This window comes from Paenibacillus sp. GL_099_B (assembly GCF_057835695.1).
Genome location: NZ_CM174430.1, coordinates 5,949,627 through 5,976,093 on the forward strand (window position 1 = coordinate 5,949,627; position 26,467 = coordinate 5,976,093).

The following is a 26,467-nucleotide window of genomic DNA, read 5'->3' on the forward strand; positions in this document are numbered from 1 at the left end:
ATAAAGCCCCATGGGTTGCACTAATTTTCCCAAGAAATATAATCATTATTTTTCCACAATTCATGGAAATTTCATCTATAAAATTCATGATCAAACTTATAAATCTGCTTTAATATTGCATTAATATTCAATCGTGATCACCGGGAAACCTACTGTAACTCGAGTGGTCCCCTTTTCATCATCCTGGTGGACCGCCAGCTGCATGTTTAAGTGATGGTTACCACTCTTAATCGCTATGGGCAGATCCGATGCCTCATAAGACACGCTGGCAGTGCTGTTATCTGTATAACGTTCTATCGCTTGCATGTCCATATCTCCAGACAGCTGTTCCTCGATTTGCTGCAATTGACTGCTGGCGCCACTTTCCGTTGCATCTGTGCCCTGCACAGCGAAATTCCATGCCGCCTTCATTCCCGAGTCTGTGAGCAACTGGGATACCTGTTCATGTAATGTGGTCAATAAACGTTGGTCCGTATATTCATTGCCTGATAACTGGATGATCGCGTAGTATTCCTTTTCCCCCGTAACGACAACATTGACCAGAATGCCTGTGTGCTGAGCATCAGCAACCCTCTCACTACGATACACATCATGCCCCGTCTGTACAACGCGTTCAGGCTGTTGCAATCCCAGCCGATGAGCGAGCAGCTCTGCTTGCTCCTGTGCATCTCCACGGCCTTCCCCTTGCCATTTAATGACTAAACGCTCCACATGATCGATTGCTGTATCTGCGGTCTTCATCAATTGTTCCAGCTTGCCTGCTTCGGATTCCGTCTTCTCAGCGTACACATGAGTCATGCCTACAAGTATAATGATTGCTAATGCCAGTATGCCTGCTGTCATCCATCGATTTAACATTCGAATCCTCCGCTCTTTCTTGCATTCTATGAATCTATCAACAGCATGCCCCCATTACTCATTTGCTAAACTTCTTTTTGGCATACAAAAAAAGCCCCATCCACCATCTTCATGGCTGATCGGACCTTATATCATATCATGGGCAGACCACACTTCCGAATGCGTCCTCCCCCGATTTATTCACTTCATCTATCTACTCAACAACCCAATAGCGCATGCTGTGCGTGCACATTCTTCATGTCCTACTCCGCAAGTCCATTCTTATATGCATAGATGGCTGCCTGTGTACGGTCATCTACGCCAAGTTTTGCAAGGATGTTCGTGACATGGAATTTGACCGTCTTGATCCCGATAATCAGATCATCTGCGATGTCCTGGTTCGATTTGCCTTTAGCTACTAACCGAAGTACATCCATCTCCCGATCAGTCAATTCATCATGAGCTGGTGCCGCTGCCTGAGGCTGTCTGAAACGGTTCATCATTTTGGAAGCAACTTGTGATTCCAGAACCGATTGCCCCCGAGCCGCTGCGCGGATCGCATCTGCCACCTCATTCGCTCTCGATGTTTTTAACAGGTAACTGAAGGCTCCTGCCTCAATAACCGGATACATTTTTTCGTCATCCAGATAACTCGTTAGCACAATGACCTTGCAATCCGGATACATTTTGAGCAGCTGCCGCGTAGCTTCAATCCCGTCCATCCCTTCCATGACGAGATCCATCAAGACAACATCAGGTTTATACTCCTGTGCCAACCGAATGCCTTCCTCACCGCTGCCCGCTTCACCTACAACTTCAATGCCATCTTCGGTATCAAGTACCGCGGCGAGGCCTATACGCACCATCTCATGATCATCCACGAGCAACACTTTGATCGACGTTTCCGTTTCCGTCTCCGTTTCTATTCCCGTCTCCATTGACATGTTCTTCCTCACTTTCATCAATCATCAAAGGTATTGTAATCTCAATTCGTGTTCCTTTGCCCGGCGCCGTTACAAATTGAATAGCTCCGCCAATTTCAGTCACACGTTCACGCATATTAGTCAAACCATAGGAGGCCTGTTTCTGATCGTCGAGATCGAATCCCTGACCATCATCGCGAATCAGTACCCGAATGGCATCCATCCGGCGCTGAAGTCGAATTTCCATCTTTTCTGCCTTCGCATGACGTAAGGTATTGGACATCGCTTCCTGAATAATACGGAACAGATGATTCTCAATGCCTTTGATCAAATGAATGTCGTCATCCATTTCGAGCACAATGTCCATAGGTACTTTTGTTTTCAATTCCATTACAAGATCACGCAGACCTTGTTCCAAATGTTTACCCTCCAGATAGACTGGTCGCAGATGTAACAGCAACGCACGCATCTCCGACTGGGCTACCGAAGCCATCTCCTCAATTAACGCCACCTGCCGCTGGGCACGTGCAAAATCTTTTTCCATTCTGCGTCCAACCGCTGTTGCGGTCATGGATATGGCGAACAGCTGCTGCGATACCGCATCATGCAGTTCTCGTGCCAGTCGCTGCCGTTCCTCCACAATGGCCGTTATTCTGGCCTGTTCAGCCAGCTGCGCGTTATTCGTAGACAGCCTCTGCAGTGAGGATACCTGATCTTCCCACTTTTTGCCGATTCGTCCAAGCTGCTCACTTAATCGGCCGACATCATCAATGCCGAGGTCCGGCACAGTACGTGAGAGTGAGCCCTTTTCCCATTGCAGCAGCGTCTCTCGCAACAGTTCAAGCCTGCGTTTGACCCGGTAACTCTGATAGAATCCGAAGACCGCACCCATACCAGTCAAGAGCAGTAGTAATGCCAGACCTGATTGAATCAGATGGCTCCATCCGGTAAACGGGGCAAGATAACCATATGTATACAATACATACAAGATTACAATGAGCACAATGAAAACAAGGAGGATCCCTTCACCCATACTTCGGGTTACCATGTCGGTATGTCGTTTTGTCTTCATCCGGGTCTCCTCCTTCTCCACCTATTTAACTTATTACGGATTACTGATGTTTAAGTCGCCAACAATATATGAAATGACAAATTTTGCTTTATGTTCACTGGACTCATATCCAGGAGTTCTCCATACCAATTTGTTCATCATGCCACTATCCTGCTCTCCATTCAGGCTAATCCGTCCAAAGAGTACCGATGCCTCAATTTCAACGCCATAATCTTCAGGCAGTGTCAGACGAACATTCCCCATAACCCCCTGCAAAAGTACAATCGTTTGTTTCTCTTCCGGGAGGGAGAGTGACAGATCTGCATTGATCTCACCCAAGGCATGCCATAGGCTCATGCTGCGCAATGTCCATGGTGCCTGATCCCAATAGTAACGAGCCATGAAATTTTGTTTGCGCATGATATTTCCATCTAAATGAATCTTTTTGTTTTTGGAATAAAAATAGGCCAGCGAAGCCAGTACAATCAAAAATACAATCATTAGATTATCAAGCAACAACAGAGCTGCACCGATACCGAGATATCGATAACCTTTGTGTGTGTCACCCTTACGAACTTGCACCATACCTATCGTTAACAGAATCAGTGCGGCGACGGTCAGCAGGTTAATACTTCGGTTCAGTAACATCAGCATGCCGATGACAATGATTACAACAGCAAGCCATTGACCCTTCTTATTCATCTCTGCCGCACCTCCTCTGTAAGTTAATCTTCCCAATTCGACGGAAAAGCCATATCAGGCATTGAATACCTGTATGGCTTAACCTTTGTTCTAGAAACCGTTCTTTATTCACGATTTATAGAATATCATATTGTCTTCTGAGCGAACAGTTATTCTTTTGAAGTACCACCCGTTTCATTCTTGACACCATTGCCGATTTTGTTTTTCAGAGCTTGCAGTTGTTGATCCACTTTGAATTGCTTTTCTGTATCTACAGGATTTGTGTACGTAGATTGTGTATTACGATAAGGTGCGCGGGTCACATCAGCTTCTGCTTCCATTTGCATGATTTTCTCTTCCATGCGATGGAATCCAAGGGATGCACCACCACTCTCGATGGAGTGCAAGCTGTTGATTTGAGACATTTGTTTTTTGGCTTTCGCCATCTGTGCACGGGATACGAGTTCATTACGTTTGTTACGCATTTTGTAGAACTCATCTTTCATGTCATGCAGCTGTTGCAGCAAATCTTTGGCTTGAGCTTCAGATTGAGCATGAAGTTCTCTGTACTCCGTAATTTTTTGATCGAAGTAGATTTTCTCTTCCAGCAATTTACGAGCCACTTCTTCCTGACCATTAGCCAGTGCAGCCTCTGCCTGAGACTCACGTTGTACCGATGTACGTTCTGCTTCGTCCAGACGCTGTTTCATGCGACGCTCATTCGCCATTTGTTTGGCAACTGTTACCTCTGCCTCATGAATTTCAGCCTCCATGTCACGCAAGTACTGGTTCAACATTACAATCGGGTCTTCCACTTTATCCAACATATCATTTACCGACGCTTTAGTCATATCCTTAATCCGTTTAAATACTCCCATTTTACTTTTCTCCCTTCTCGTAACGAGATAATTTTTGGCGAAGCTCTTCAACTTCTTTTTTCAATGCTTTTTTCTCAATATCTTTCATCATGGAATCAAGTTCACTTTCTTGCTGTGACCCTGCTCCGTAGGCGTTATTGTCGTAAGAACGTGGACCAGACTGAGGTCTGCTGTTGTATCCTGGGCCAGGACCAAAGTTTCCAGGGCCTTGATTATGATTGTTTTGGAAAGGACCTCTTGGCGGCTCGTGATCAAAGTTGTTGTATCCTCTACCAGCGCCAGGACCAGGGCCCGGACCATAGCCGTATGGATCATAAGGTGGATATGGCTCTTTTGGCACCACCAGTGCTGCGATGAAGTAGATTAACAACGACGTGCCGCCAGTTACGAAGATACTGATGACGAAGATGATACGTAGCAAGGTTGAATCCATGCCGATCGACTCGGATATACCACCACATAATCCTGTCAACATCCGGTCACGCGTTGAGCGATATAATTTGCTCATGTGCTTACTCCTTTCGTTTACTTGTATCCTCTTACGTGATCAGCACCATAAGTGTATGGATCAGCGTGATAGGGTTCTTTTGGCACTACCAATGCAGCGATGAAGTAGATCAACAATGATGTACCCCCCGTAGCGAAAATACTGATGAAGAAAATGATACGCAGCAGCGTGGAACTAAATCCAAGATTTTCAGATATGCCGCCAATCAAACCTGTCAGCATACGATTACGCGATGAGCGGTAAAGTTTATTCATGTGTCTACTCCTTTCTGTCATTGTTCAGCTTTTGTTTCAGCCGTTCCAGTTCTTTGTCCAGCGTAGAGGATGACATGGTGCCAGACGTACCTGACCCATCCTGACTCATCCGCCGCAAATCCCGGAGACTTTGTGCCTCATATTCGAGATCAGAAACCTGATCGTCCAGCCGGTTGAACATACGGGGTACATTCTGACCGTTGTAGTGACCTCTCTGATTCATTCGTTGCTGCAATTGAATCGTCTGCATACGAGCGTAGTAATATTGGCGTTTGCTGTATACATTTTGATACTCCACTTTCAGTTGGTCGATCTGTTCGTCCAGTTCCTGTAAAGCCGCGTTGCTTTGTGCGTACAATTCATTGTATTGCTCCATTTTTTCCTCGTGTAGGATTTTCTCCTGTAAAGCAAGTTTAGCTAAATGCTCTTCGCCTGCTTTCAGAGCCATGGAAGCTTGTTCTTCCCGTTTGTGTACCATACCTGCTGCCTGATCCGCTTGTTGTTTCATTTGTCTGGTATGGCTTGCATATTGATGACGAAGCTTCTCGGCTTCACCGATGTCTTGGCGGGTCGAGACCAGAAACTGATCAATCAGTTTGACTGGATCCTGACTTTGCTCCAGATGTTCGTTTAAATTAGCTACGGTAATGTCCCGCATTCGACGAAATACACTCATTTTGTCTGTCCTCCTTATCATAATCGTGAAAGCTTAGTAACGGCCACGACGACTGCGATTATTACTCAACATGGAGAATCCGAAGATGATTAACCCAATCGCGATGATCGGTCCGATCAGCCAGGCTAGTTTACCCAGCAATGAGAGGATACCGATGAAGAGAACAATCCATCCAAGCAGTACATTTCCTCGTTTAACTCCGTAGTAGCCAAGTGCAATCATCAGGATCGGAATTAGATAACCCATTAAATGTCCCAGTAGAGGAGTTAACTTCCCGAAGAGGAGGAGTGCACCCAATGCAATCAGTACAACCGCCCAGCCATTTCCTTTATTCCATCTCATAATTATTGTTCACCACCCTTTCGGTTCGTTAATTTTGGTTTGTGTGTTTGTTCGTTTGTTTCTTGTTTAACCTTATGTCCTTATTCTAGGGGAAACTGCGACTTTTCAAAACAGACCGTGGACGGTTTTTCATCCTAGACTCAGGTCGGGGATCGGGTTGGACCTTTGACTGTCCCTGGATCAGACCATTGGCCACTATACCGAATAAAGGCCTTAGATATCCCTTATCAACCTTCTTCAAAGCCGTTTCACCCCGTATGAATACGACGTCCATACCTCTTATCTACGTTCTCCCTCGACTGACGTTTCCCATTATGCCTTCCATTAAAGCTAAAACAACCTCTATTATAATTTGAACGATTTGATGACCTCTTTATTTCTGCTTGAAATTTTTATTACTTTTTTATCCAAATAAACAAAATTTAGATTGTTCTACATGTAAGCGTTTACTAAAATAGAAAGTGTTACTAATTCAAAAGTCAGGAGTGGACCTGTGCGATCATTCAGCTATCTACATAAAATGATAGTCTTCGGAATCTTGTTAAGTACCCTGCCCATTCTGTTGACGGGAATCGCCGCTTTTATCTATTCTTCAAATCAATCAGAGCTGCATCGTGCTCAAGCTAATAAACAACTGTTAATCCAAATGCAAACCAACGTGGAGCACAAACTTGCAACCGTAAGCTATATGCTCGATCAGGCCGTTCGGTCACCGGACACGCTCCATTCGCTAACTTCATCATCATCGGTCCAAGGCACCTTACCTTTGTTTGCTGAGAAGTTACAGACCGAATTCAAGAATATGAGGTCATGGGAGCCTCTAATGGATATTACACTCGTAAATCAGACCCAGGACTGGCTTATCGATCATGCTGGCCTATACCTTAATGCTGATTTCCCAATGGCTCTACCGATGAAAGACTTGTTATCGAACACACTCACATCCGGTTGGCAGCTTACACCATCATCTGTGTTTAACAATAATGAACGCCTAGTGAATTCCGGCTGCATCTATCATATTGCACTTGCCAGATCGATACCCGATGTAAATGTTTCTTCTGACGCTGCCCTGATTGCGGGAATTCCCGCGTGTTCACTGCAAAAACCACTGGAAGAGGAGTCTCCAGACAGCTCTGCGGCCGGACTGATCATTTTGAATCGTGAACAGCGTATTATGGTTCATCCTGATCCTCGATATATTGGACAGCCCATGGCTGCAGCAGGAATAAAAGATAGCAAATCGGGTGCCAACTTTAGCGACCTTTTATCTAATCGCGGATTCGCTGCCTCTTCTGGCCAACGGGAGGTACGTATTGCTGATACACATTACTCGCTGTCCTATACGCATTCTTCTCTAAAAGGGTGGACATATATTCTCGCTTCACCTACGAATATTCTTACTCACGAATATGTTCAGATTGGGCTACACACCATGTATATCAGTGTCGCTATGCTACTGCTTTCACTGTTGCTCTCATGGATCGGGTCAAGGCGAATGCATATTCCCATCCGCAGGCTTCTTGCACAACTCGGTGACAAACGTTTACCCAAAAATCGCCTTGGAAGCAAGTCTACACTTCATATGGATGAATTTGATCAAATCGGAGCCGGCATTTCCCAGCTATCTACTTCTCAATCCCAGCTTGAAAGCAAACTAAATCAATATATGTTGCAGCTCCGTACTCATTTTCTAATGAACCTGCTACTGGGCAAAAATGCACCGTCCACTCTTCATGACACACTCAGAGAGAATGGTTATGGTTCACAGCTTCACGAGTGGCAACAAATAGCCGTCATTGCAGTTCAGGCTGATCTTGTAAATCACACCAAATATCATGCCAAGGATCGTGATCTGTTGCTGTTTGCCGTTCAAAATATACTGGAGGAGAGTGTTTATGTAGAACAACAGTTACTTCCTGTGGTATATGAACAGGCTGTCATTACAATCATCGGTACCCCTGAGCAAGATCGTGTTCGTTTTTCACAGCATCTGTATACGTTAACGGAACAACTCCAACATCAGATCAGTGCGATCCTTAGTCTCCAGGTAAGCATTGGCTTTAGTCAGCCTCACACCTCCCTATTTCAGATACCGCAAGCTTATACGGAGGCCCTTGAAGCGCTCAAGCATCGAATGAAACTGGGAGCAGGCATCATCTTTCAATTTGAGGCGAACGATAATCGTATATCTCATTGGGCATTGCCATATCCCGAATCATTGGAGTATACGCTGATACAGGCTATCCAAAATGCCGATGCAGTTCAGGCCTCATCTCATCTCCATCAGTTGCTTGAAGTGCTTTTTGGCATGGAATGCACACCGGAAGAATACCAGGTAGCACTTACCCGATTGTTAACACATATATTGCAGATGATGCAGGAATCCGGTATACGACTGGGGCAGATTTCCAAACGACATGGGTCTATTTTCAATGAACTTCATGCTTTACAGTACGCAGCTGAGGTTGAGCAATGGTTTAACGAACATATTATCATACCGATCATTCTCATTTTGAAGGAAAGACAGTACGCCCAATATCAGCATATCTCCGAGAAAATGATTGCCATGATTCAGCAAGAATACGATAAAGATCTGACGTTGGAGGAGTGCGCATCCAGACTTCACTACAATGCAAACTACCTAAGTAGTGTGTTCCGCAAAGAGACAGGCTGTGCATTTAGTGAGTATCTGACGAAGTACCGCTTCAGTATGGCTAAAAAGTGGCTGGACGAAAGCCAGCTAACGGTCAAGGATATCGCTGCACGGCTTCGTTATAACAACCCGCAGAATTTTATCCGCTCTTTTCGAAAATGGGAAGGGATCACGCCTGGACAGTATAGGGAACGTAAGCAGAAGCCTGATCTATCCATGAAAAAGTAAGCGGCTCTTTTGAGGATGAAGTATGACGGTTATAACTATTTCTTCTATAGAAGAAGAACGTTTGTTGATTAGTCGAAGAATAAGTTGTTTTATATCTGAGCATCAAAAAGGGAGCAGTAATAACTGCCCCTTTTAAATTCATCTAAAATGATTACTTCTGAAATGATTTAGTACTCCTTTGTACGTACCACTTTCATGTTCGGTTGCTCCAATTGAATCAGAATTTTACCGAACTTCCCTCCGCGTGAAAATGTAACCACACCATCATTGTAAGTGTCTCTGATATATTGTTCAGCCAGTGCCAGTGAATCTTCATCTGCAGGTAATCCGTACGTACTAAGCCATTCCTTAAGCTTATCGACGACTTCCTCAACAGGCATCTCAATGAAACTTGTTTCTTTAGTGATCAAGGTGGTATAAGAATAATCTTTCAGGTACAGCAGCTGTTGCATATATCCCATATCTCCAGCGCTGTATGATGGATAAACACCTACTACCTCTTTAAGCTCATCAATTAGTGTGTGTTCTTTTGGCCCAGCCATCGTGCTGATATAAACATACTTTTGTGCAGTGCTGATCGCCTGTTCAATCGTTTCCCAATTCGACATCGCGGGGCACATGGATGCAAATGCAAAGTCATATTTCTTCTCCCAGCCCTTGTCCTGAATTGATATGTCCTCGAACCGTTCTGAAGTAATATCAATACTGGATGTAAGGGATGCAGGAATTGTTTCCTTCATTAATGAAACTAACAGTTCAGAGGGCTCTACAGCTGTAACGGTCGCTCCTTTGGTTGCAAAAGGGATCGTAAAGATGCCCGACGCTGCTCCAATGTCTAATATCGATAACCCGTCAAAATTCACTCCCTGATTTTCAATCCAGCCTATGATGCGTTCGGATCGCTTCGTTCCCTCTTCAGTAAACGACTGTTGATGATATTCTCTAGCCCATCGTTCAAATGCTTCTGTCGCGTCAAACGCCACGCTTTTCATATTGTATTTTGAAGCTGTAGACTGATTCCTCCACGCTTCTTCCCACACAGATAGATCGAATAAAATTTCAGAATGCTTGGATACATGTTTTTCCTCAGACATGTTGCTTCACTCCATTTCTTTTATAAAATATAAATTAGCAAAAAGGATATTATCTAGTTTTGATAAGCATCTTTTATATGAATTTAAAAGAGCTATAATATCCACAATTGGTCGAAAACATTCAGAGATATTACATATCTACAATATACTCATTAAATTTATGCGTCAATACATAAACAAAAATAGTTCCATATCCTTTCTTAAGACAGTATCATCCAATGTAATTATAAAAATAGCTCTGCAAATTGCTTTTGCAATTTGTAGAGCTATTCAGTGCGCGAGAGGACCCAACCCCTATGGTTTCAATTCGATTTTGAGTCGCACATGCTGCACCGATTCACCAATCACTATGATGCTCTGGTGAAGATATATTTTCTCATCTTTCGTTGTCCTATTCTTCTAATAAAATTAGCAGATGCCGCATTTGCTTGACTCCAAGGCTGATGTGCAGCGTATCTACATCCTGGATAGCCAATGGATTCAGCTGCTCCTCCAGAACATTTGATTCGTACGCTTCCGCAATCACTCTGCCTGGAAAACTCAAATGTGCCTCTGAATTGTCGTCCTTCACATTACTTACCCGTATAATAATGCCCTTGCTTATCTCCGCCGGTTTCACATCGAAAATGTGCACATGTTCACTCACAAAATGGATGAATTGCCCTTCATCTGCCTTCTTGCAATCCATAACAGGCGTTGCGTAGATTTGTGAGACGGCTTGAGCGGAAGTTTCAGTGATGGCTGACGGTTCGAATATCCGATAGGTCGACAACAGATAAGTAAAAGAATTAAAACCAGGCTGACGTGCTCTAAAGTTCGTTTCCCAGTAGTTATTCATAGGCCAGGCCAACAGCAAGGCATTGCCCGACTTATCGATTTGCTTGTGCTCTCTGCCGAAATTAAAATCCCCTACTTGAACCAAAGGCGCATCGGGGCAAACCAATGTCACACCATGTTCTTCGTTGAATAGGGAAACGCTTTTGTCCACGGTCACAAAATCCCTGCATACACCTGGCAACTGCTGTTCATCCAGCTCCACTAGCTGTCCGGCAGTATCGTAGAAGCATCGCCAGTTTTCCAAATTGAGTGGAATCGCGAAGTACGTTCCTTCCGGGGTGGTGATGTCTTGCTTCATATAAGAAACTTTGATCTCAATCTCCGGCCGGTAGCTGAATAGCATGAAGCGCTGCTCTAAGTTATATACTCCAGGCGCATCCCACCGCAGCACCAGTGTCGCATCATTCGCTCCCCGCTCGACGAAGCAGTCGATCAAGTTGGAGTACGTCTGCCTTACGGCAGGCCAGTCGTTATTCCAGCAGCTGACACTATTGTTGCCTTTCTCAATCTCCCGCGAAAAAATAGTTTGTCTGCTATTTTCAGCAGCGGTCGTGTCAATCGTCTCCTGAACATATTGGAACAACGTCCATGGGCTGGACAAATCAAGCGTTTCCCAGCCGTTTTGCTTGTCATACAAGCTCAGAATTCTTCCCCGAACTGGATCGAATTGTAGTCGGTGATAAGGAGACTCTATATGGCCGTCTAGCACCTTGATCTCAAATCCCCGATTCATCGCACTAAACGGATCGTTCCATTGCTCCTTAGAGCCAGGAAAAGCTTCAAGATTTGAAGCCTGCTCCGCCTTCTGCAGCTTATCGAACGGAATTTTCCGCCAGCTGAACGGCGGCAGTTCAATCACACCATAGCTCTCTCCGCCAGTAAGGCGATCGTTGTTCATGAGCACTTGCCTCATTCTGTCCGCGCTAAGATGCCGTCCAGGCGCTCGAAAGCTTGAGGGCACCCGCAGATCATGCTTGATCGGCACGGATGAATAGTTCACAAGCATGATCCCCTCGGGGTCATCACCCTGAAGTGGATTTGCGGAGAGCTGCTCCAGTTGGCTTCCAAGCAAATAGCCGGTCAGACTATTTCCTTGGTAGGCGTAGTGCGATTTGTGTGCCCATTGAATATCAACATTTAGATGATCGGGATCGGCGATGGCGTTAAATGCCCCCCAGGTGTGTTCGTCGTATAAATGGATTTGCTCCCAAGCTTGCCGTTTGATCGCATGATATCTTCCATCCGACTTTCCTTGGAAAGCTTCCAGCAGCTCGACTGCCTTCATTCCTTGCTTCGAGCGGCGATTCAGCTTCGTTTCCTTGGCTGCGCTGCCGGAACCGAAGTTCCAGTAATCCGTCCAGTCCCCGGCATATGTCGGGAGCTCCTCCGAATGCTTGCGCACTCTTGCGTGCAGCTGCTCCGGCGTCACGAATGAAATTCGCTGTTCGCGCGACTCACTGTTCCATTGTTTGATGAGGTCTGCCAGCTCCTGATCCGGCGGGTTGTTATCGTATAACGGTAGATTGGTTGCGGTTAAATAGACGAAATCGAATGGATAGTCTGGATTATCCTCGATCTTCTTTAGATATGGGGCAAGGCCTTGCGCCATGTTATCTGTGCTTCTAGCGTTTACGTCGCAGATTTGGCTGAACAGTGAATAATGCTCACCGTTAAACGTCAGCAGCTTCCTGAGATCAGGTGCCTTCCAGTGGAAAGCATTCGGCCTTTTGAATGGAACGGCACCCATATGGATGTTGATCCCCATGATGAAAAACTCTACACCCGCATCAAGCAGCAATTGGCTGTAAGGCCAAGGCTGACCATTGACATCATGGTGAATAGCCGTATTAATTTCGATCCCAAATCGGCTGCGCAGCTCTATGATGGGCTGCAGCATACGAGTCGTTTGCTCCGCGGTCACAAGAGGTGTTGTATGCATGAAAGAAGCGGCGATGCTCATTTGCCCGCTGTGCAGATAACGACGGAACTGCTCAACCTGCTTATCAGTTGCATCCTCCAGCCATCGAAGCACAGGGTAACTGGATTCACAGGTCCAGCGGAATTTATTTTCCTCCGCCCAATCCTCGGTCGATTCGCATAATTGCAAAGCCTGATCGATATATTTCTTTTGCAGCTCCAGTAGAATAGGCTGCGCATGAGTATAGCCGATATCCAAATGGCTGTGGTGAAGCACGAGTATATCTTTAATTTTTGACACACACTTTCCTCCTGACATGCTACATAGCTAGTAGTTTTATTTCTAATGACCCAGCAGCCTATAAGACTTGCCGGCTTCTGTATTAAAAGAAATAATGTTTTCTGACAACTGCCACTCGATTTCCCTTTGTTGATTACCAGCGCTATCTATTTCCACAACAGATAACTCACCGTTTGGCCATGGGTTCAAGATGCTGCAGGCTCTGCCCTTATCACTTGTAAGGTCAATGTGCGTTACCTTTCCTTCCGACAGCTCACTGGATACAATAAATGCTCCAACGGCTCTCAGGTTATGAAAACGGGCATCTTTCTCCTGCGGCCAAACCGGGAACAGCTTGATCAACTGCTCATGGCTTTGCAGCAGCATTTCGTTGATGGCCGAAGGTACGCCACTACAGCATTCGATGCCCCCTCCGCCAAAGAAAATAAACAAATTTGGGAAGCTATGCTCCGAGCATTGACGACGAAGCTCACGGAGAATAGTCTCAGGCTCATAACCGACACGCGCGGCGGCGGTGAATATTGTTGGAAAGCCGTTATAATCTGTCCAGCGATTTAACACTGTAATCGTGTCCTTGGCAATCTCCAGAAGCTGGGGATCTGAATCTAGACCTATCCCGCCTGCAGGCCATATGTGCTGGATGGCGAGTGTATTGTCCCCCCACCATTCGTGCCCTTGCTCCGTTAAGCGGAATATCATTTTCCCTTCGCGCTCAAATGTCGGATAATCGCTCATATGCTCCAAGACATGAGTCCACTTCTCATGACGATCCCCATCAAGCTGCAATTGTCCAGAAATATCGAGCAGCCCTTTAAATAACATCCGGATGAGCGCTAATGAAAGGATAGGATTCATATCCTCCAAACCGCGATCCCAATCATCATTGTCGTGCGACTCTGTATAGGTTCCGACTTCATGAATAGCATCACGGTAAATCACGTAACGGCCATCTTCGAAGGTCAGGTAATCCTCCCAGAAATTCGCCACCTCAATCAGGAACGGGTACATCAAGCCGGCATATTCCAAATCATACGTATAATAAAACCGCATCAGTATATTGACTGTACTTAGCACCGAATTGCTCTTCTGCCCCAAAAACATGTGCCCATTCTCATAGGGTGTATTACATAGTGCAGTAGGCAACCCTTTCGGGCCAATACCAACATCGTAATAGAGCCCTCTACATCCCAAGTATTCCTCCGCATACCGGCGTCCATTAGGCATATACTCCAGCAGCGGCGTATCATACGGTTCGCTCAGTTCTATGTGGTTGGACGAATACACGCCCCACCAAGGGGCCTGGTAATTGTAATTCAAATGATAATCTCCCGCCCATTCCGGATTATCTGTCGTAATCCAATTGCCGAATAAGCCCGGCGCGAACTTCTTGTTGCGGCTGCAGCAAGCCATAATATAATGGGAACCGAACCAGAACTTCTCCAGCAACTCATCTCCAATTTCAATTGCAGACTTTGACCAGAACCCGCTCCACCAGTCAACATGCTCCGAACGCAGCGAAGCAATCCGATTCTCGTCGATAAGCCCGACTTTTCTAATAGACTCCTGCAAATAGTTTTCCTCATCATGGTTCGTCACTACGTAAGCAATAATATATTGTTTTGTTCCAGGTTTTAGTTCAAAAGACTGACTGCCCGACGAGCAACGCAAAGCAATAACACCTTCCGTCGGCCATTCGATGCCTTCACCGGTAAATTTACGTGCCGCCCACGCAGTGTCACCATCCTGCCCCTGCTCCGTTTCCGAGCCATTTCCGGGCTGTACCCACAGATCTAGCGTAACGGCAACGGCTTGCTTGTCGCAGCTCAGCTCCACAATTAACGCATTTTCCATGGCTGATATCCAGGAGGTCATGGTGACCGACGCTACCGCTCCATGAAATGTCGATACGATTTTTGCTTCATCCAGCCGCTGCTCGCTATAATACGAAGCATTTGCCAGATCGGGCATATGAATATCAATCCCGCCGAGCAAGCACGGGCTACCATTCGAGTACATCAGCTGCGCTTTCCAGAAATCCGTTTTCGAGATCCATATACGCTGCTGTTCAGGCTTTCCGCTAATAGTGACACCGAGATCGCCATTGCCAATGACCGGGCTATCGACGACCTTGTCTGAAGGTACAATTTTCGGAGGTTCTGTAAAGATCCCCTTATACTTTTCTACTCTCTGTTTCCATTCCACAGCTACCATGCAGATATCCACCACCAGTTTTTAATGTTCAAAATCATGCCCCCCCTTGAAAGAACATAGCGGGCATGATCGTTAATTATTTATTCGCTGCACGTCTTTCTTCATATCTCTTCAGCGCATCGTCATAGATCTTGAGGACTTTGTCCAGATCGCCTGTTTTCTTAATCTTAGCCTGGAAATCCGCCCATTTATCAAAGCTTTCTTTTCCATTCACAAATTTGTTTTGCATTTCTGCTACATACGTATTTACCGGCGACATGACCGAAGTGATCTGCTCGCGTTCATCATCTGTAAATTCAAGGCTAGGCTCGAAAATCATTGGAGGCACATAATCATTAGGGTACGGCATGTCTTGGAACGCGGTCTCCCATGGTCGATCAACGAGTTTGCTATTTACGATACCGGAGTCCTTAGGTGCAAAATCAATGAATGCTTTTGTATCAATGGCCATTTGCAGACCAGGCCGGTAAGAACTGCTTGATCTCGTTCCGTATTTATCGCCTTCAATCCATGGGTTCTCCGCACTTTTGATCGAATCTACAAAGGTCGGTTTGCCACTGGCATCTTTAGTATAGGTGGTACCTTCAATCCCCCAAGTGATCAAGTTTATGATTTCCGGCTTATATTGCAAATCCAACAGCTTCACTAATTCCTGCACATGCTTTGCCTTCGGATTGATCACCATCACCGCACCCGAGCTAACCCCTACGGAACTGAAGTCGTTTACGCTTTGCCATGCTTTCCCGTATTTTGGATTATCGGGGAATAGGGAAATGACGAACTTCTCCCCTCCCGTTGATGCGCGATTCCAGTCACCAGCAAAGGTGAACCAATTGGACAGCAAGATGAAGTTCGTACCACTCATTGCTTTTTTCTTAATAGCATCGGTTTTATCCGAGAACACCTCAGGATCTAGCAGCTTCTCTGCATATAGCTTATTGGCAAACTGCAGCGCTTCCTTATACGATTCTTCGAATGGTCCGTAAACATAGTTTTTCCCGTTCCAATAGATGGACGTGCCTCCATTGTGATTAGCATAAAAGAGTGGATCGAAAGAACCGCTTTGCGTATTCACCGGATAGGCATTTGGATATTTCTCTTTTAACGTTTTTGCGGCTGCATACAGCTCATCTATCGTGCTTGGAATATGGATGCCTTCCTTTTGAAAAATATCATATCGATAGGTTGCCGGCGTGTATACGCCCATACCTTTATCTTTTGCTTGCCTTGGAAGGTCAATGTTCCATAATCCATAGAACTGTCCATCCGAGCGGATCGCCTTGATTTTCCCATCTGTCGCTTGGTCGATTAAACTCATATAGTTAGGCAGAAGGTCTTTATACTTGCTCAGTTCCAGGAACGTGCCCTCCGTTTCATATTGCTTAAAAAGGTCTTTGCTCATGACCATGAACAAATCCGTTGTATCGCCGCTCGCAAGCAGCAGCTTGGATTTCTCCTCGTATTCACCAATTGGGATGTAATTATATTTAATGTCCAGCTCCTCACCCATTAGAGTTTCCATCTGTTTAATCCATTCCTTGTGCACCATAGAATCTTCAATTTTGGCGCCAAAGGAAGGCAGGGTTACAGAAAAGCTTAGCGTTCCAGCTTGCTCCGCAGTATTACTGTTTCCCGAATTTGTGGAATTAGAGTCAGAGCTGCATCCTGCCAAGATGGTTCCCACGCTTAATACACTTGCAAGCAACAAAGAAGATAATTTGAAGCGTTGTCTCATCGTTACCCCTCCTGGAATCATTGTCATCTTGTTGCCCAATCCTCTCAGCTGCCTTGCTAAATTAACCTTTAACAGCGCCAATCATGACACCTTTCACAAAATATTTTTGGAGGAACGGATAGATCACCATGATGGGGAACATCGCAATGACAACAATCGCCATTTGAATATTTTTCGGATTCACATTCATTTGCGCCATCATCGCTTGCATGACTTCTGTTCCCGTCCCGGAATCGAAGGAAATGGAGAATAAATATTTCCTTAGGATCAGTTGTAAAGGATACTTATTCTCATCCTGAAGATACACCAGTGCTTCAAACCATCCATTCCAGCTCCCGACAATGCCGAATAGTGCAAATGTTGCCAAGAGTGGCTTGGAAAGTGACAAATAAATTTTCGTTAAGATTTGAAAATCGTTAGCACCATCAATAACAGCGGATTCGCGTAAATCTGCTGGTATGGATTGATAAAAGGATCTGAACAAAAAGACATTAAACGCAGATACACAGCCGGGGATAATCATAATCCAATAGGTATCAAGTAAATGAAGACTGCGTGCGAGCAAATAAGAAGGAATCAAGCCACCACTAAAGAACATCGTAATGATCAGAAAGATCGAAAGAAATTTTTTGGCCATGAAATCATGAATCGTCAGCGGATACGCCATTAGCGAAGTAAAGGTTAGCATAAACAAGGTAGACCCGAGTGCATATATAATGGAATGCGCGTAACCTGAATACAGAAATGGATCCTGCAAGATGTATTTGTAACCGCCTACATTAAAACCCTTCGGAAAAATCGTAATTTCACCTCTAAGAATTGGCTCAGAACTACTTAAAGAAACTGCAATGACGTGCAAAAATGGATATAACATGACCACACATAGAAGCAGCATCAACAAAATATTGAACAGATCAAATATTTTTGAACCAACACTTTCTTTACCTACCATGTTCCACACCCCCTACCAAATACTCGTATCTGATACTTTACGACTTAACATGTTTGCCCCTATAAGCAAGATAAATGCAACCAAGGACTGGAAGAGCCCGATAGCTGTCGTATATTCAAATCTTGATCCCATGATCCCTTCACGATAAAGATAGGTCCCAATAACATCCGCAACCTCATAGGTGTCAGGGTTATAAAGCATAAGAATTTTCTGGAAATCCGTACCCAAAATCCCGCTAAGAGATAAAATAAGCAAAATAATCGTCGTTGGTTTGATGTGCGGCCAGTTAATATTCAGCACCTTCTGCCAGCGATTTGCACCGTCAATGCTTGCTACATCATGTAACGTAGGATCAACACTGCTTAATGCCGCGAGGTACAAGATTGTACCAAAACCGATCCCCTGCCATATGTTTGAGCTGATAAATATGGTTCTGAACCATTCTGGCTCTGACAGAAACACAATCGGATCAACGCCAAACCAACCTGCAATTTTGTTAAACAAGCCATCCCTCTCAGTAAATGTCCGAAGAATACCTACAATAATGACCGTGGAGATAAAGTGCGGCAAATAGGATATGGTCTGCACCGCTTTTTTGAATTTAGGAAACTTTAATTCGTTAAATAACAAGGCCAAAATGATCGGAGCGGGAAATCCCCATAACAAGGAATAGATACCTAACAATATGGTGTTCTTGAGCACCCTCATCGCCATAGGATCTTGGAAAAATAAAATGAAGTACTTAAACCCCACCCATTCGCTGCCCCACATCCCTCGAACCGCACTATACTTTTTGAAGGCAATCTGTATCCCGTACATTGGAAAGTAACTAAACACCAGTACAACCAAAAAGCCAGGCAAGACCATTAAAAATAAATACCTTTGCTTCCAAAAACGTTTAAAAAACTTGTGTGAAGTTACCATCTCTGCTCTTTCCCCCTTCAAAAACTTAGCACTTAAAGCTCCTCCAGAAAAATAATTGTTACCGCTTACAACAAACAATACAACCAATGAATATCTGTGTCAATATTTTATTTATAATTAGATTATTAATGATACAATAAATGATACAGACGTTAGTTGAAAGCCCTAATTTCACTTATTAGTTATCCAAACACGAATCAAAAAAAGCGACCTCATCGAAAGTCCGCAACGGAATTTCAATGAAGCCGCTCAATAAATTTATGCCAAAAAAGATCATTCAGATATCGAATTAACAGACTCCCCGATATAAATGTTCGATTTGCAAACTTGTCCGTAAAACAATGGGTCTTCATTGTCAGCAATCATGTTCAGCAATAATTGCGCAGCACATTGTCCCATTTCATAAAAAGGCTGTGTGACCCCAGTTACATTTAATTTGATTCTGCGATTTAAATTTTCTGCATCATAGGTAACGAACGATACATCCTCAGGTATACGATAATTCAGATTTTCTAAGGAACGGATGGCAGCCTCGGCAATTTGATCATTCGCAGTAAATACAGCTGTGAACTGCATCTCTTTCATTTTTTTCTCTAAAATTTTACAGTAATCATCAAATTCATCGGAGAAATCCTCATACTTGGTTGAAATAAAGACTTCAAATTCATCAGAATACGCTAGTTCCGAGTCAATAAAAGCCTGCTTAAAGCCCATAAGCCGTTCATTTATCGTGCTTATATTACTATTTTTAATAAATAATATTCGCCTATGTCCTTGTTCGATGAGCAGTTTGGTTAGGTTGTAAGCGCCCGCAATATTATCGCTGGTTATATAGGGAATGCTTGTGTTATAGACCACCCGATCCAAGCTTATGTATTTGATCCCATAATCCTGAAGTAAGGAGAAGATCCGATTATTAATCTCTTCATGCCCTTCGCTCATAAAGGGACTTAAGATAACCCCTTCTACCTTTCTTTCGACTGCCCCTCGTACGAGGGATTCCAGCTTTTCAAGATTTCGATCATCACTTGAACTCAACAGCTGATAGCCCCGTAAAAATAAGGTATCTTCCACACCTCGCAGCGCAGTCGCCCAAATCGGATTATCAATGCCAAAAACAAAAGCAGCCACCAGACGCGTACCACTTTGCAAAGTTTCCTTCCCTTTATTCATAAAGGTTCCTCTACGACTATCCCGGATGAGCCAACCTTCCTCCGCCAACTCCTTAATCGCCTTTTCAATCGTATTCACACTAGACTCATAATATTGGGCGAACTCGCGGCTGGATGGCAACCTATAGTTCTCAGTCCACTCTCCTCTTATCAGCCTTTGCTTAATATCTTCTTTGATAACCGAGTACTTAGCCACAGCTTCATTCTCCTCATGTAATCTTATACTTCACTGTACCCTCCCGCTTCCATCTGTGTCAAGTTTTATGATACAAGGAAACAAAATTCAAAGCCTCTTCTGAAGTTATGGAATGAGCGGTGAAGCATGGAGAGAAGACTCCACACTTCGCGGTTATTAGGCAGAACGAAGAAACAAGCTAGTCGCCCGTATATTGTCACTACTTCGTAAGGGCTCGTGGCAATAACCAAAAGCAGTCATTTTAGACGAAGGAAAGAACGCATGTCGCAGTCTTGGAACAACAAACACTCGAATTACAATATAATGACCCCTGTTTCATTCTAGCAAGGATGGCCAAGTATTTAACCTCCGGTCGTGATCCTATCCATCTCGTACTCGCAAAGCACTGTGTTAATCTCTGTAAGATACTTCCCTTCCAGGGTTATGTTGCCTTAGTTTTTTCAGTACTATGAGTCACTTGGACTCCCTTCCCAAACAAGCTTCATTTTATCCTTTGGACTTTTTTCCGGATTTCTGAAAAACCCGTTGGGGGACTGTCTCTCTGTTTATTTCCCATCAAGCGTAGTAATCGTGTTATACCTGGCTTTTATAATACACACCTCATTATTCATTCTGTTAACATGACGAGGACTTTATTGTGAGTCTTCATAATGAAAAATCAACAGCACAATCCAATGCAGCAAACACGTGTCGTGAAAATCCTGTTCTGCAGTCAACGCTTTTCTATCCAATACTTGCGAATGTCCACATACTTCTCCATCATGAGATGAAACCACTCATACTTAGAGTCTACAAATAAAGCTGGATGGTGTTTCTTGAAGGTCTGAATCCCGTAAATCGCATGAGACTCCCACCTAGCCAGTGCGCTACATTGCCTGTCGCTGGTTTGTCGGCTCTAAACGCTCTACGCAAAGAGGGGGATTGCTGCTCGGCAAGCGAGTGCTGGTAACGGGATCAACCGGGGGAGTCGGATTATTCGCTCATCAAATGGCCGCCTTGTCGGGTGCTTACACAATTGGTGTTGCTCGCTCCGAATCAAAGGCGGAGCAAGTTAGAGCTTTTGGAGCAAATGAAGTCCTTGTCGGGGATGAAATGACAAAACTATTCCGCTAGTGGACCTTACGATTTATCATTGATCCTGTAGGAGGGGATACGCTCGCCGCTCTCTTCCTTTCACTGGGTCATTCCTCATCGGAAAGCACAACTTTGAATATTCTCGGCTTGGGTAGAAGAACACTGTATAGCTTTTTTCTAGGTGAAGAAATCTACCGCCACGAGCCCGCGCCATGCTTGCACAGTTGGTTGCTAAAGGGCAATTACAAACCATAATCCAAGTGCAGAAATCATGGGAAGAAATTGACGCAGACGAACATCAATTGATAGATCTCCAGTTTACGGGTAAAGCAGTGCTTACGATCTAGAGATACCAGAATGCCACGTATTTGCCCAAGTACATCATGTTGGATTCTCCTACACTTCATCTTAATATCTGCGAAATAAAAAAAGCTCATTAGATTTTACATCTAATGAGCTTTTACTTACTTGATTGAATACCGGCGAGAGGACTCGAACCTCCACGGTTTCCCACTCGATTTTGAGTCGAGCGCGTCTGCCATTCCGCCACGCCGGCATATCATGTTTTATAAAAATATACTGGAGGCGCCACCCAGATTCGAACTGGGGATAAAGCTTTTGCAGAGCTGTGCCTTACCACTTGGCTATGGCGCCACATTTTGGAGCGGACGACGGGAATCGAACCCGCGACCCTCGCCTTGGCAAGGCGATGCTCTACCGCTGAGCCACGTCCGCATAATGGCTGGGGATATAGGATTTGAACCTATGCATGACGGAGTCAAAGTCCGTTGCCTTACCGCTTGGCTAATCCCCAAAAAAAACAAAGGGGCGATCGAGGGGAATTGAACCCCCGAATGCCGGATCCACAAACCGGTGCGTTAACCACTTCGCCACGACCGCCATAATACAATATGTTCTTAAAAGTTAATTGGCAGGGGCAGCAGGAATTGAACCCACACCAACGGTTTTGGAGACCGTTGTTCTACCTTTAAACTATGCCCCTAAAAACTGGTGGAGGATGATGGATTCGAACCACCGAACCCGTACGGGAGCAGATTTACAGTCTGATGCGTTTGGCCACTTCGCTAATCCTCCAGGATTACATGGTGCCGGCGAGAGGACTTGAACCCCCAACCTACTGATTACAAGTCAGTTGCTCTACCAGTTGAGCTACACCGGCGTATTATGTTGTGATAAATGGTGGCTCGGGACGGAATCGAACCGCCGACACGAGGATTTTCAGTCCTCTGCTCTACCGACTGAGCTACCGAGCCACAATAAAGTTTAATCTTGAAACGTTACACTTTATCTAGGGCGTTCGGTGCCATATAGCAGATTAAGTGAACAAATTCCTCATGTAAAGATTAAAATGGCGGAACCGACGGGATTCGAACCCGCGATCTCCTGCGTGACAGGCAGGCATGTTAGGCCAACTACACCACGGTTCCAGATCACTTTCTTGAAAGAAAGTATAATTGCGGGGGCAGGATTTGAACCTGCGGCCTTCGGGTTATGAGCCCGACGAGCTACCGGGCTGCTCCACCCCGCGTCGTTATTAAAAGTTATATGGTGGAGGCTGAGGGGTTCGAACCCCCGACCCTCTGCTTGTAAGGCAGATGCTCTCCCAGCTGAGCTAAGCCTCCGAACAACACATTTATGATCTTATCATAAAACTGCTGTGTAAATCAACTTCTTTTTTTGAAGTTAAATATGACCCGTAGGGGATTCGAACCCCTGTTACCTCCGTGAAAGGGAGGTGTCTTAACCCCTTGACCAACGGGCCTTACTATGGCGGAGAGAGAGGGATTCGAACCCTCGAGACGCTTGTGGCGCCTACACGATTTCCAATCGTGCTCCTTCGGCCAGCTCGGACACCTCTCCATATGGCTCCCCGAACAGGGCTCGAACCTGTGACAACTCGATTAACAGTCGAGTGCTCTACCAACTGAGCTATCAGGGAATATGCTTCAGAGATCATTCTCTGAAAACTAGATCCGAAACGAAATTTGCGATTTACAACTTGCATATTGGATAAGCCCTCGACCGATTAGTACTGGTCAGCTCCATGCATTGCTGCACTTCCACCCCCAGCCTATCTACCTCGTCGTCTTCAAGGGGTCTTACATACTGGGAAATCTCATCTTGAGGGGGGCTTCACGCTTAGATGCTTTCAGCGCTTATCCCTTCCGTACATAGCTACCCAGCGGTGCTCCTGGCGGAACAACTGGTACACCAGCGGTACGTCCATCCCGGTCCTCTCGTACTAAGGACAGCTCCTCTCAAATTTCCTACGCCCACGACAGATAGGGACCGAACTGTCTCACGACGTTCTGAACCCAGCTCGCGTACCGCTTTAATGGGCGAACAGCCCAACCCTTGGGACCTACTTCAGCCCCAGGATGCGATGAGCCGACATCGAGGTGCCAAACCTCCCCGTCGATGTGGACTCTTGGGGGAGATAAGCCTGTTATCCCCAGGGTAGCTTTTATCCGTTGAGCGATGGCCCTTCCATGCGGTACCACCGGATCACTAAGCCCGACTTTCGTCCCTGCTCGACTTGTAGGTCTCGCAGTCAAGCTCCCTTATGCCTTTGCACTCTTCGAATGATTTCCAACCATTCTGAGGGAACCTTTGGGCGCCTCCGTTACTCTTTAGGAGGCGACCGCCCCAGTCAAACTGCCCACCTGACACTGTCCCCGCACCGGATTACGGTACCAGGTTAGAACCTAGATACGATCAGGGTGGTATCCCAACGGTGCCTCCACGCAAGCTGGCGCTCACGTTTCAAAGGCTCCCACCTATCCTGTACAGATCGTACCCAAATTCAATATCAAGCTGCAGTAAAGCTCCATGGGGTCTTTCCGTCTTGTCGCGGGTAACCTGCATCTTCACAGGTATTAAAATTTCACCGGATCTCTCGTTGAGACAGCGCCCAAGTCGTTACGCCATTCGTGCGGGTCAGAATTTACCTGACAAGGAATTTCGCTACCTTAGGACCGTTATAGTTACGGCCGCCGTTTACTGGGGCTTCGGTTCACAGCTTCGGATTGCTCCTAACCGCTCCCCTTAACCTTCCAGCACCGGGCAGGCGTCAGCCCGTATACTTCGCCTTACGGCTTCGCACAGACCTGTGTTTTTGCTAAACAGTCGCTTGGGCCTTTTCACTGCGGCCCCCTCGTGCTATTCACACTACCGGGGCACCCCTTCTCCCGAAGTTACGGGGTCATTTTGCCGAGTTCCTTAACGAGAGTTCTTCCGCGCGCCTTAGAATTCTCTTCTCGCCTACCTGTGTCGGTTTGCGGTACGGGCACCATCACCTGGCTAGAGGCTTTTCTTGGCAGTGTGAGATCATGACCTTCGCTACTATAATTTTCGCTCCCCATCACAGTCCAGCCTTACGATGTGCGGATTTGCCTACACATCAGCCTCACTGCTTAGACGGACATCCATCAGTCCGCGTCACTACCCTGCTGCGTCCCCCCATTGCTCATAACGGCTTACGGTGGTACAGGAATTTCGACCTGTTGTCCTTCGACTACGCCTTTCGGCCTCGCCTTAGGTCCCGACTTACCCTGAGCGGACGAGCCTTCCTCAGGAACCCTTAGGCTTTCGGCGGATCAGATTCTCACTGATCTTTTCGTTACTCATACCGGCATTCTCACTTGTATAATGTCCAGCGCTCCTTACGGTACACCTTCAACCCTTATACAACGCTCCCCTACCCCTGATGCAAAGCATCAAGCCATAGCTTCGGTGGTGTGTTTAGCCCCGTTACATTTTCGGCGCAGAGTCACTCGACCAGTGAGCTATTACGCACTCTTTCAATGGTGGCTGCTTCTAAGCCAACATCCTGGTTGTCTGTGCAACTCCACATCCTTTCCCACTTAACACACACTTGGGGACCTTAGCTGATGGTCTGGGCTGTTTCCCTTTTGACAATGGATCTTAGCACTCACTGTCTGACTCCCGGAAGTAAGTCTATGGCATTCGGAGTTTGACTGAGCTTGGTAACCCTTGCGGGCCCCGCACCCAATCAGTGCTCTACCTCCACGACTCTGTTTTCCGAGGCTAGCCCTAAAGCTATTTCGGGGAGAACCAGCTATCTCCGAGTTCGATTGGAATTTCTCCGCTACCCCCACCTCATCCCCGCATTTTTCAACATGCGTGGGTTCGGGCCTCCAGTGCGTGTTACCGCACCTTCACCCTGGACAGGGGTAGATCACCCGGTTTCGGGTCTACGTCCACGTACTAAGTCGCCCTATTCAGACTCGCTTTCGCTGCGGCTCCGGCTCTTCACCTTAACCTTGCACGGGAACGTAACTCGCCGGTTCATTCTACAAAAGGCACGCCATCACCCCTAAAACGGGCTCTGACTTTTTGTAAGCACACGGTTTCAGGTTCTATTTCACTCCCCTTCCGGGGTGCTTTTCACCTTTCCCTCACGGTACTGCTTCACTATCGGTCGCTAGGAAGTATTTAGCCTTGGCAGATGGTCCTGCCGGATTCATACGGGGTTTCACGTGCCCCGCACTACTCGGGATACATCTCGGAGAGAACAGACTTTCAATTACAGGGCTTTTACCTTCTTTGGCGGGCCTTTCCAGACCTCTTCGCTTAACCGGTTCCTTTGTAACTCCATGTGAGACGTCCCACAACCCCAAAGAGCAAGCTCTCTGGTTTGGGCTTCTCCGCGTTCGCTCGCCGCTACTGACGGAATCACTATTGTTTTCTCTTCCTCAAGGTACTTAGATGTTTCAGTTCCCTTGGTATGCCTCTACATAACCTATGTATTCAGTTATGAGTAACTGGAAATTACCCCAGCTGGGTTTCCCCATTCGGACACCCCCGGATCAAAGCTTGCTTACAGCTCCCCGAGGCAGTTTCGTTGTTCGCCACGTCCTTCATCGGCTCCTAGCGCCTAGGCATCCTCCGTGTGCTCTTAGTAGCTTAACCATATTTGCTCCGGTTTCGACTGCTCGCTTCCCTTGTTTTGCTTGCGCAAAGCCAAAAGTCGCTCTCACTC

18 protein-coding genes, 15 tRNA genes and 1 rRNA gene are annotated in these 26,467 nt (G+C 45.9%); 2 read left to right on the plus strand and 32 right to left on the minus strand.

What is annotated here, in order from left to right; all coding sequences use genetic code 11:
- Positions 1-120: 120 nt before the first annotated feature.
- The 9 genes from AC3ITG_RS26990 to AC3ITG_RS27030 form a co-directional block, all read right to left on the minus strand.
- Positions 121-858 (minus strand): YwmB family TATA-box binding protein, encoded by a 738-nt coding sequence (locus AC3ITG_RS26990; RefSeq protein WP_489251886.1) that lies wholly within the window; start codon positions 856-858, stop codon positions 121-123.
- A 242-nt stretch (positions 859-1,100) separates the two neighbouring features.
- Positions 1,101-1,775, minus strand: a complete 675-nt coding sequence (locus AC3ITG_RS26995) for a response regulator transcription factor (RefSeq protein WP_489251887.1) — start codon at positions 1,773-1,775, stop codon at positions 1,101-1,103.
- Entirely contained in the window at positions 1,711-2,832 is a 1,122-nt protein-coding gene (locus tag AC3ITG_RS27000; protein WP_489251888.1) for a sensor histidine kinase, read from the minus strand. Before AC3ITG_RS27000 ends, AC3ITG_RS26995 begins: the two co-directional genes overlap by 65 nt.
- 33 nt (positions 2,833-2,865) lie before the next feature.
- Entirely contained in the window at positions 2,866-3,513 is a 648-nt protein-coding gene (gene liaF / locus AC3ITG_RS27005; protein ID WP_413373562.1) for a cell wall-active antibiotics response protein LiaF, read from the minus strand.
- Positions 3,514-3,662: 149 nt separating this feature from the next.
- Positions 3,663-4,370, minus strand: a complete 708-nt coding sequence (locus AC3ITG_RS27010) for a PspA/IM30 family protein (RefSeq protein ID WP_413373563.1) — start codon at positions 4,368-4,370, stop codon at positions 3,663-3,665.
- Position 4,371: 1 nt separating this feature from the next.
- Positions 4,372-4,878 carry a PspC domain-containing protein gene (locus AC3ITG_RS27015; protein ID WP_063566168.1) on the minus strand — a complete coding sequence of 169 codons (507 nt, stop codon included), beginning with the start codon at positions 4,876-4,878 and terminating at the stop codon, positions 4,372-4,374.
- A 17-nt stretch (positions 4,879-4,895) separates the two neighbouring features.
- Positions 4,896-5,132 (minus strand): PspC domain-containing protein, encoded by a 237-nt coding sequence (locus AC3ITG_RS27020; RefSeq protein WP_063566169.1) that lies wholly within the window; start codon positions 5,130-5,132, stop codon positions 4,896-4,898.
- 4 nt (positions 5,133-5,136) lie between these two features.
- Positions 5,137-5,808, minus strand: coding sequence for a PspA/IM30 family protein (locus tag AC3ITG_RS27025; RefSeq protein ID WP_063566170.1), 672 nt, complete (start codon positions 5,806-5,808; stop codon positions 5,137-5,139).
- A 33-nt stretch (positions 5,809-5,841) separates the two neighbouring features.
- Complete coding sequence (locus AC3ITG_RS27030) at positions 5,842-6,150, minus strand: LiaF transmembrane domain-containing protein (protein WP_062324034.1); 309 nt, start codon at positions 6,148-6,150, stop codon at positions 5,842-5,844.
- Between the two features lie 493 nt (positions 6,151-6,643).
- On the opposite strand from AC3ITG_RS27030, the gene AC3ITG_RS27035 reads away from it, so the two are divergent.
- The gene (locus AC3ITG_RS27035; RefSeq protein ID WP_489251889.1) at positions 6,644-9,031 is read left to right on the plus strand and encodes a helix-turn-helix domain-containing protein; all 2,388 of its coding nucleotides are present in this window, start codon (positions 6,644-6,646) and stop codon (positions 9,029-9,031) included.
- 167 nt (positions 9,032-9,198) lie between these two features.
- On the opposite strand, the gene AC3ITG_RS27040 is transcribed toward AC3ITG_RS27035, so the two are convergent.
- From AC3ITG_RS27040 to AC3ITG_RS27070, 7 genes are all read right to left on the minus strand, one after another.
- The gene (locus tag AC3ITG_RS27040) at positions 9,199-10,125 is read right to left on the minus strand and encodes a class I SAM-dependent methyltransferase (RefSeq protein WP_489251890.1); all 927 of its coding nucleotides are present in this window, start codon (positions 10,123-10,125) and stop codon (positions 9,199-9,201) included.
- Positions 10,126-10,516: 391 nt separating this feature from the next.
- A complete protein-coding gene (locus AC3ITG_RS27045) occupies positions 10,517-13,180 on the minus strand; it encodes a glycoside hydrolase family 38 N-terminal domain-containing protein (protein WP_489251891.1) in 2,664 nt (887 codons plus the stop codon).
- Between the two features lie 42 nt (positions 13,181-13,222).
- Positions 13,223-15,391: a glycosyl hydrolase family 95 catalytic domain-containing protein gene (locus AC3ITG_RS27050; RefSeq protein ID WP_489251892.1), complete on the minus strand. Its 2,169-nt coding sequence runs from the start codon at positions 15,389-15,391 to the stop codon at positions 13,223-13,225.
- Positions 15,392-15,467: 76 nt separating this feature from the next.
- Positions 15,468-17,126 carry an extracellular solute-binding protein gene (locus AC3ITG_RS27055; RefSeq protein ID WP_489251893.1) on the minus strand — a complete coding sequence of 553 codons (1,659 nt, stop codon included), beginning with the start codon at positions 17,124-17,126 and terminating at the stop codon, positions 15,468-15,470.
- A gap of 61 nt (positions 17,127-17,187) precedes the next feature.
- The gene (locus AC3ITG_RS27060; protein ID WP_489251894.1) at positions 17,188-18,078 is read right to left on the minus strand and encodes a carbohydrate ABC transporter permease; all 891 of its coding nucleotides are present in this window, start codon (positions 18,076-18,078) and stop codon (positions 17,188-17,190) included.
- A gap of 12 nt (positions 18,079-18,090) precedes the next feature.
- A complete protein-coding gene (locus tag AC3ITG_RS27065) occupies positions 18,091-19,002 on the minus strand; it encodes an ABC transporter permease (protein ID WP_413373574.1) in 912 nt (303 codons plus the stop codon).
- A gap of 273 nt (positions 19,003-19,275) precedes the next feature.
- Positions 19,276-20,370 (minus strand): GntR family transcriptional regulator, encoded by a 1,095-nt coding sequence (locus AC3ITG_RS27070; protein ID WP_489251895.1) that lies wholly within the window; start codon positions 20,368-20,370, stop codon positions 19,276-19,278.
- Between the two features lie 861 nt (positions 20,371-21,231).
- Here AC3ITG_RS27070 and AC3ITG_RS27075 point away from each other — a divergent pair.
- Positions 21,232-21,483 carry a zinc-binding dehydrogenase gene (locus AC3ITG_RS27075; RefSeq protein ID WP_489251896.1) on the plus strand — a complete coding sequence of 84 codons (252 nt, stop codon included), beginning with the start codon at positions 21,232-21,234 and terminating at the stop codon, positions 21,481-21,483.
- A gap of 438 nt (positions 21,484-21,921) precedes the next feature.
- Here AC3ITG_RS27075 and AC3ITG_RS27080 read toward each other — a convergent pair.
- From AC3ITG_RS27080 to AC3ITG_RS27155, 16 genes are all read right to left on the minus strand, one after another.
- A tRNA-Leu gene (locus AC3ITG_RS27080) sits at positions 21,922-22,000 on the minus strand.
- A gap of 24 nt (positions 22,001-22,024) precedes the next feature.
- Positions 22,025-22,098: transfer RNA gene (locus tag AC3ITG_RS27085), tRNA-Cys, on the minus strand.
- A 6-nt stretch (positions 22,099-22,104) separates the two neighbouring features.
- Positions 22,105-22,179, minus strand: a tRNA-Gly gene (locus AC3ITG_RS27090).
- A 4-nt stretch (positions 22,180-22,183) separates the two neighbouring features.
- Positions 22,184-22,258: transfer RNA gene (locus AC3ITG_RS27095), tRNA-Gln, on the minus strand.
- 13 nt (positions 22,259-22,271) lie between these two features.
- Positions 22,272-22,344 (minus strand) — tRNA-His (locus AC3ITG_RS27100).
- A 29-nt stretch (positions 22,345-22,373) separates the two neighbouring features.
- Positions 22,374-22,447: transfer RNA gene (locus tag AC3ITG_RS27105), tRNA-Trp, on the minus strand.
- Between the two features lie 6 nt (positions 22,448-22,453).
- Positions 22,454-22,539, minus strand: a tRNA-Tyr gene (locus AC3ITG_RS27110).
- A 9-nt stretch (positions 22,540-22,548) separates the two neighbouring features.
- Positions 22,549-22,624 (minus strand) — tRNA-Thr (locus AC3ITG_RS27115).
- 18 nt (positions 22,625-22,642) lie between these two features.
- Positions 22,643-22,718 (minus strand) — tRNA-Phe (locus AC3ITG_RS27120).
- A 96-nt stretch (positions 22,719-22,814) separates the two neighbouring features.
- Positions 22,815-22,892: transfer RNA gene (locus tag AC3ITG_RS27125), tRNA-Asp, on the minus strand.
- A gap of 27 nt (positions 22,893-22,919) precedes the next feature.
- A tRNA-Met gene (locus AC3ITG_RS27130) sits at positions 22,920-22,993 on the minus strand.
- Between the two features lie 18 nt (positions 22,994-23,011).
- A tRNA-Val gene (locus tag AC3ITG_RS27135) sits at positions 23,012-23,087 on the minus strand.
- A gap of 68 nt (positions 23,088-23,155) precedes the next feature.
- Positions 23,156-23,227 (minus strand) — tRNA-Glu (locus tag AC3ITG_RS27140).
- Positions 23,228-23,233: 6 nt separating this feature from the next.
- Positions 23,234-23,325, minus strand: a tRNA-Ser gene (locus tag AC3ITG_RS27145).
- Between the two features lie 3 nt (positions 23,326-23,328).
- Positions 23,329-23,404: transfer RNA gene (locus tag AC3ITG_RS27150), tRNA-Asn, on the minus strand.
- A gap of 67 nt (positions 23,405-23,471) precedes the next feature.
- A 23S ribosomal RNA gene (locus AC3ITG_RS27155) occupies positions 23,472-26,397 on the minus strand.
- Between the last annotated feature and the right edge of the window lie 70 nt (positions 26,398-26,467).

Coding starts and splice junctions, on each gene's coding strand:
- AC3ITG_RS27020 (WP_063566169.1), bottom strand. CDS start 5,132: ATGAATAAACTTTACCGCTCATCGCGTAATCGTATGCTGACAGGTTTG.
- AC3ITG_RS26995 (WP_489251887.1), bottom strand. CDS start 1,775: ATGGAGACGGGAATAGAAACGGAGACGGAAACGGAAACGTCGATCAAA.
- AC3ITG_RS27040 (WP_489251890.1), bottom strand. CDS start 10,125: ATGTCTGAGGAAAAACATGTATCCAAGCATTCTGAAATTTTATTCGAT.
- AC3ITG_RS27030 (WP_062324034.1), bottom strand. CDS start 6,150: ATGAGATGGAATAAAGGAAATGGCTGGGCGGTTGTACTGATTGCATTG.
- AC3ITG_RS27025 (WP_063566170.1), bottom strand. CDS start 5,808: ATGAGTGTATTTCGTCGAATGCGGGACATTACCGTAGCTAATTTAAAC.
- AC3ITG_RS27055 (WP_489251893.1), bottom strand. CDS start 17,126: ATGAGACAACGCTTCAAATTATCTTCTTTGTTGCTTGCAAGTGTATTA.
- AC3ITG_RS27050 (WP_489251892.1), bottom strand. CDS start 15,391: ATGGTAGCTGTGGAATGGAAACAGAGAGTAGAAAAGTATAAGGGGATC.
- AC3ITG_RS27000 (WP_489251888.1), bottom strand. CDS start 2,832: ATGAAGACAAAACGACATACCGACATGGTAACCCGAAGTATGGGTGAA.
- AC3ITG_RS27060 (WP_489251894.1), bottom strand. CDS start 18,078: ATGGTAGGTAAAGAAAGTGTTGGTTCAAAAATATTTGATCTGTTCAAT.
- AC3ITG_RS27015 (WP_063566168.1), bottom strand. CDS start 4,878: ATGAGCAAATTATATCGCTCAACGCGTGACCGGATGTTGACAGGATTA.
- AC3ITG_RS27010 (WP_413373563.1), bottom strand. CDS start 4,370: ATGGGAGTATTTAAACGGATTAAGGATATGACTAAAGCGTCGGTAAAT.
- AC3ITG_RS26990 (WP_489251886.1), bottom strand. CDS start 858: ATGTTAAATCGATGGATGACAGCAGGCATACTGGCATTAGCAATCATT.
- AC3ITG_RS27065 (WP_413373574.1), bottom strand. CDS start 19,002: ATGGTAACTTCACACAAGTTTTTTAAACGTTTTTGGAAGCAAAGGTAT.
- liaF (WP_413373562.1), bottom strand. CDS start 3,513: ATGAATAAGAAGGGTCAATGGCTTGCTGTTGTAATCATTGTCATCGGC.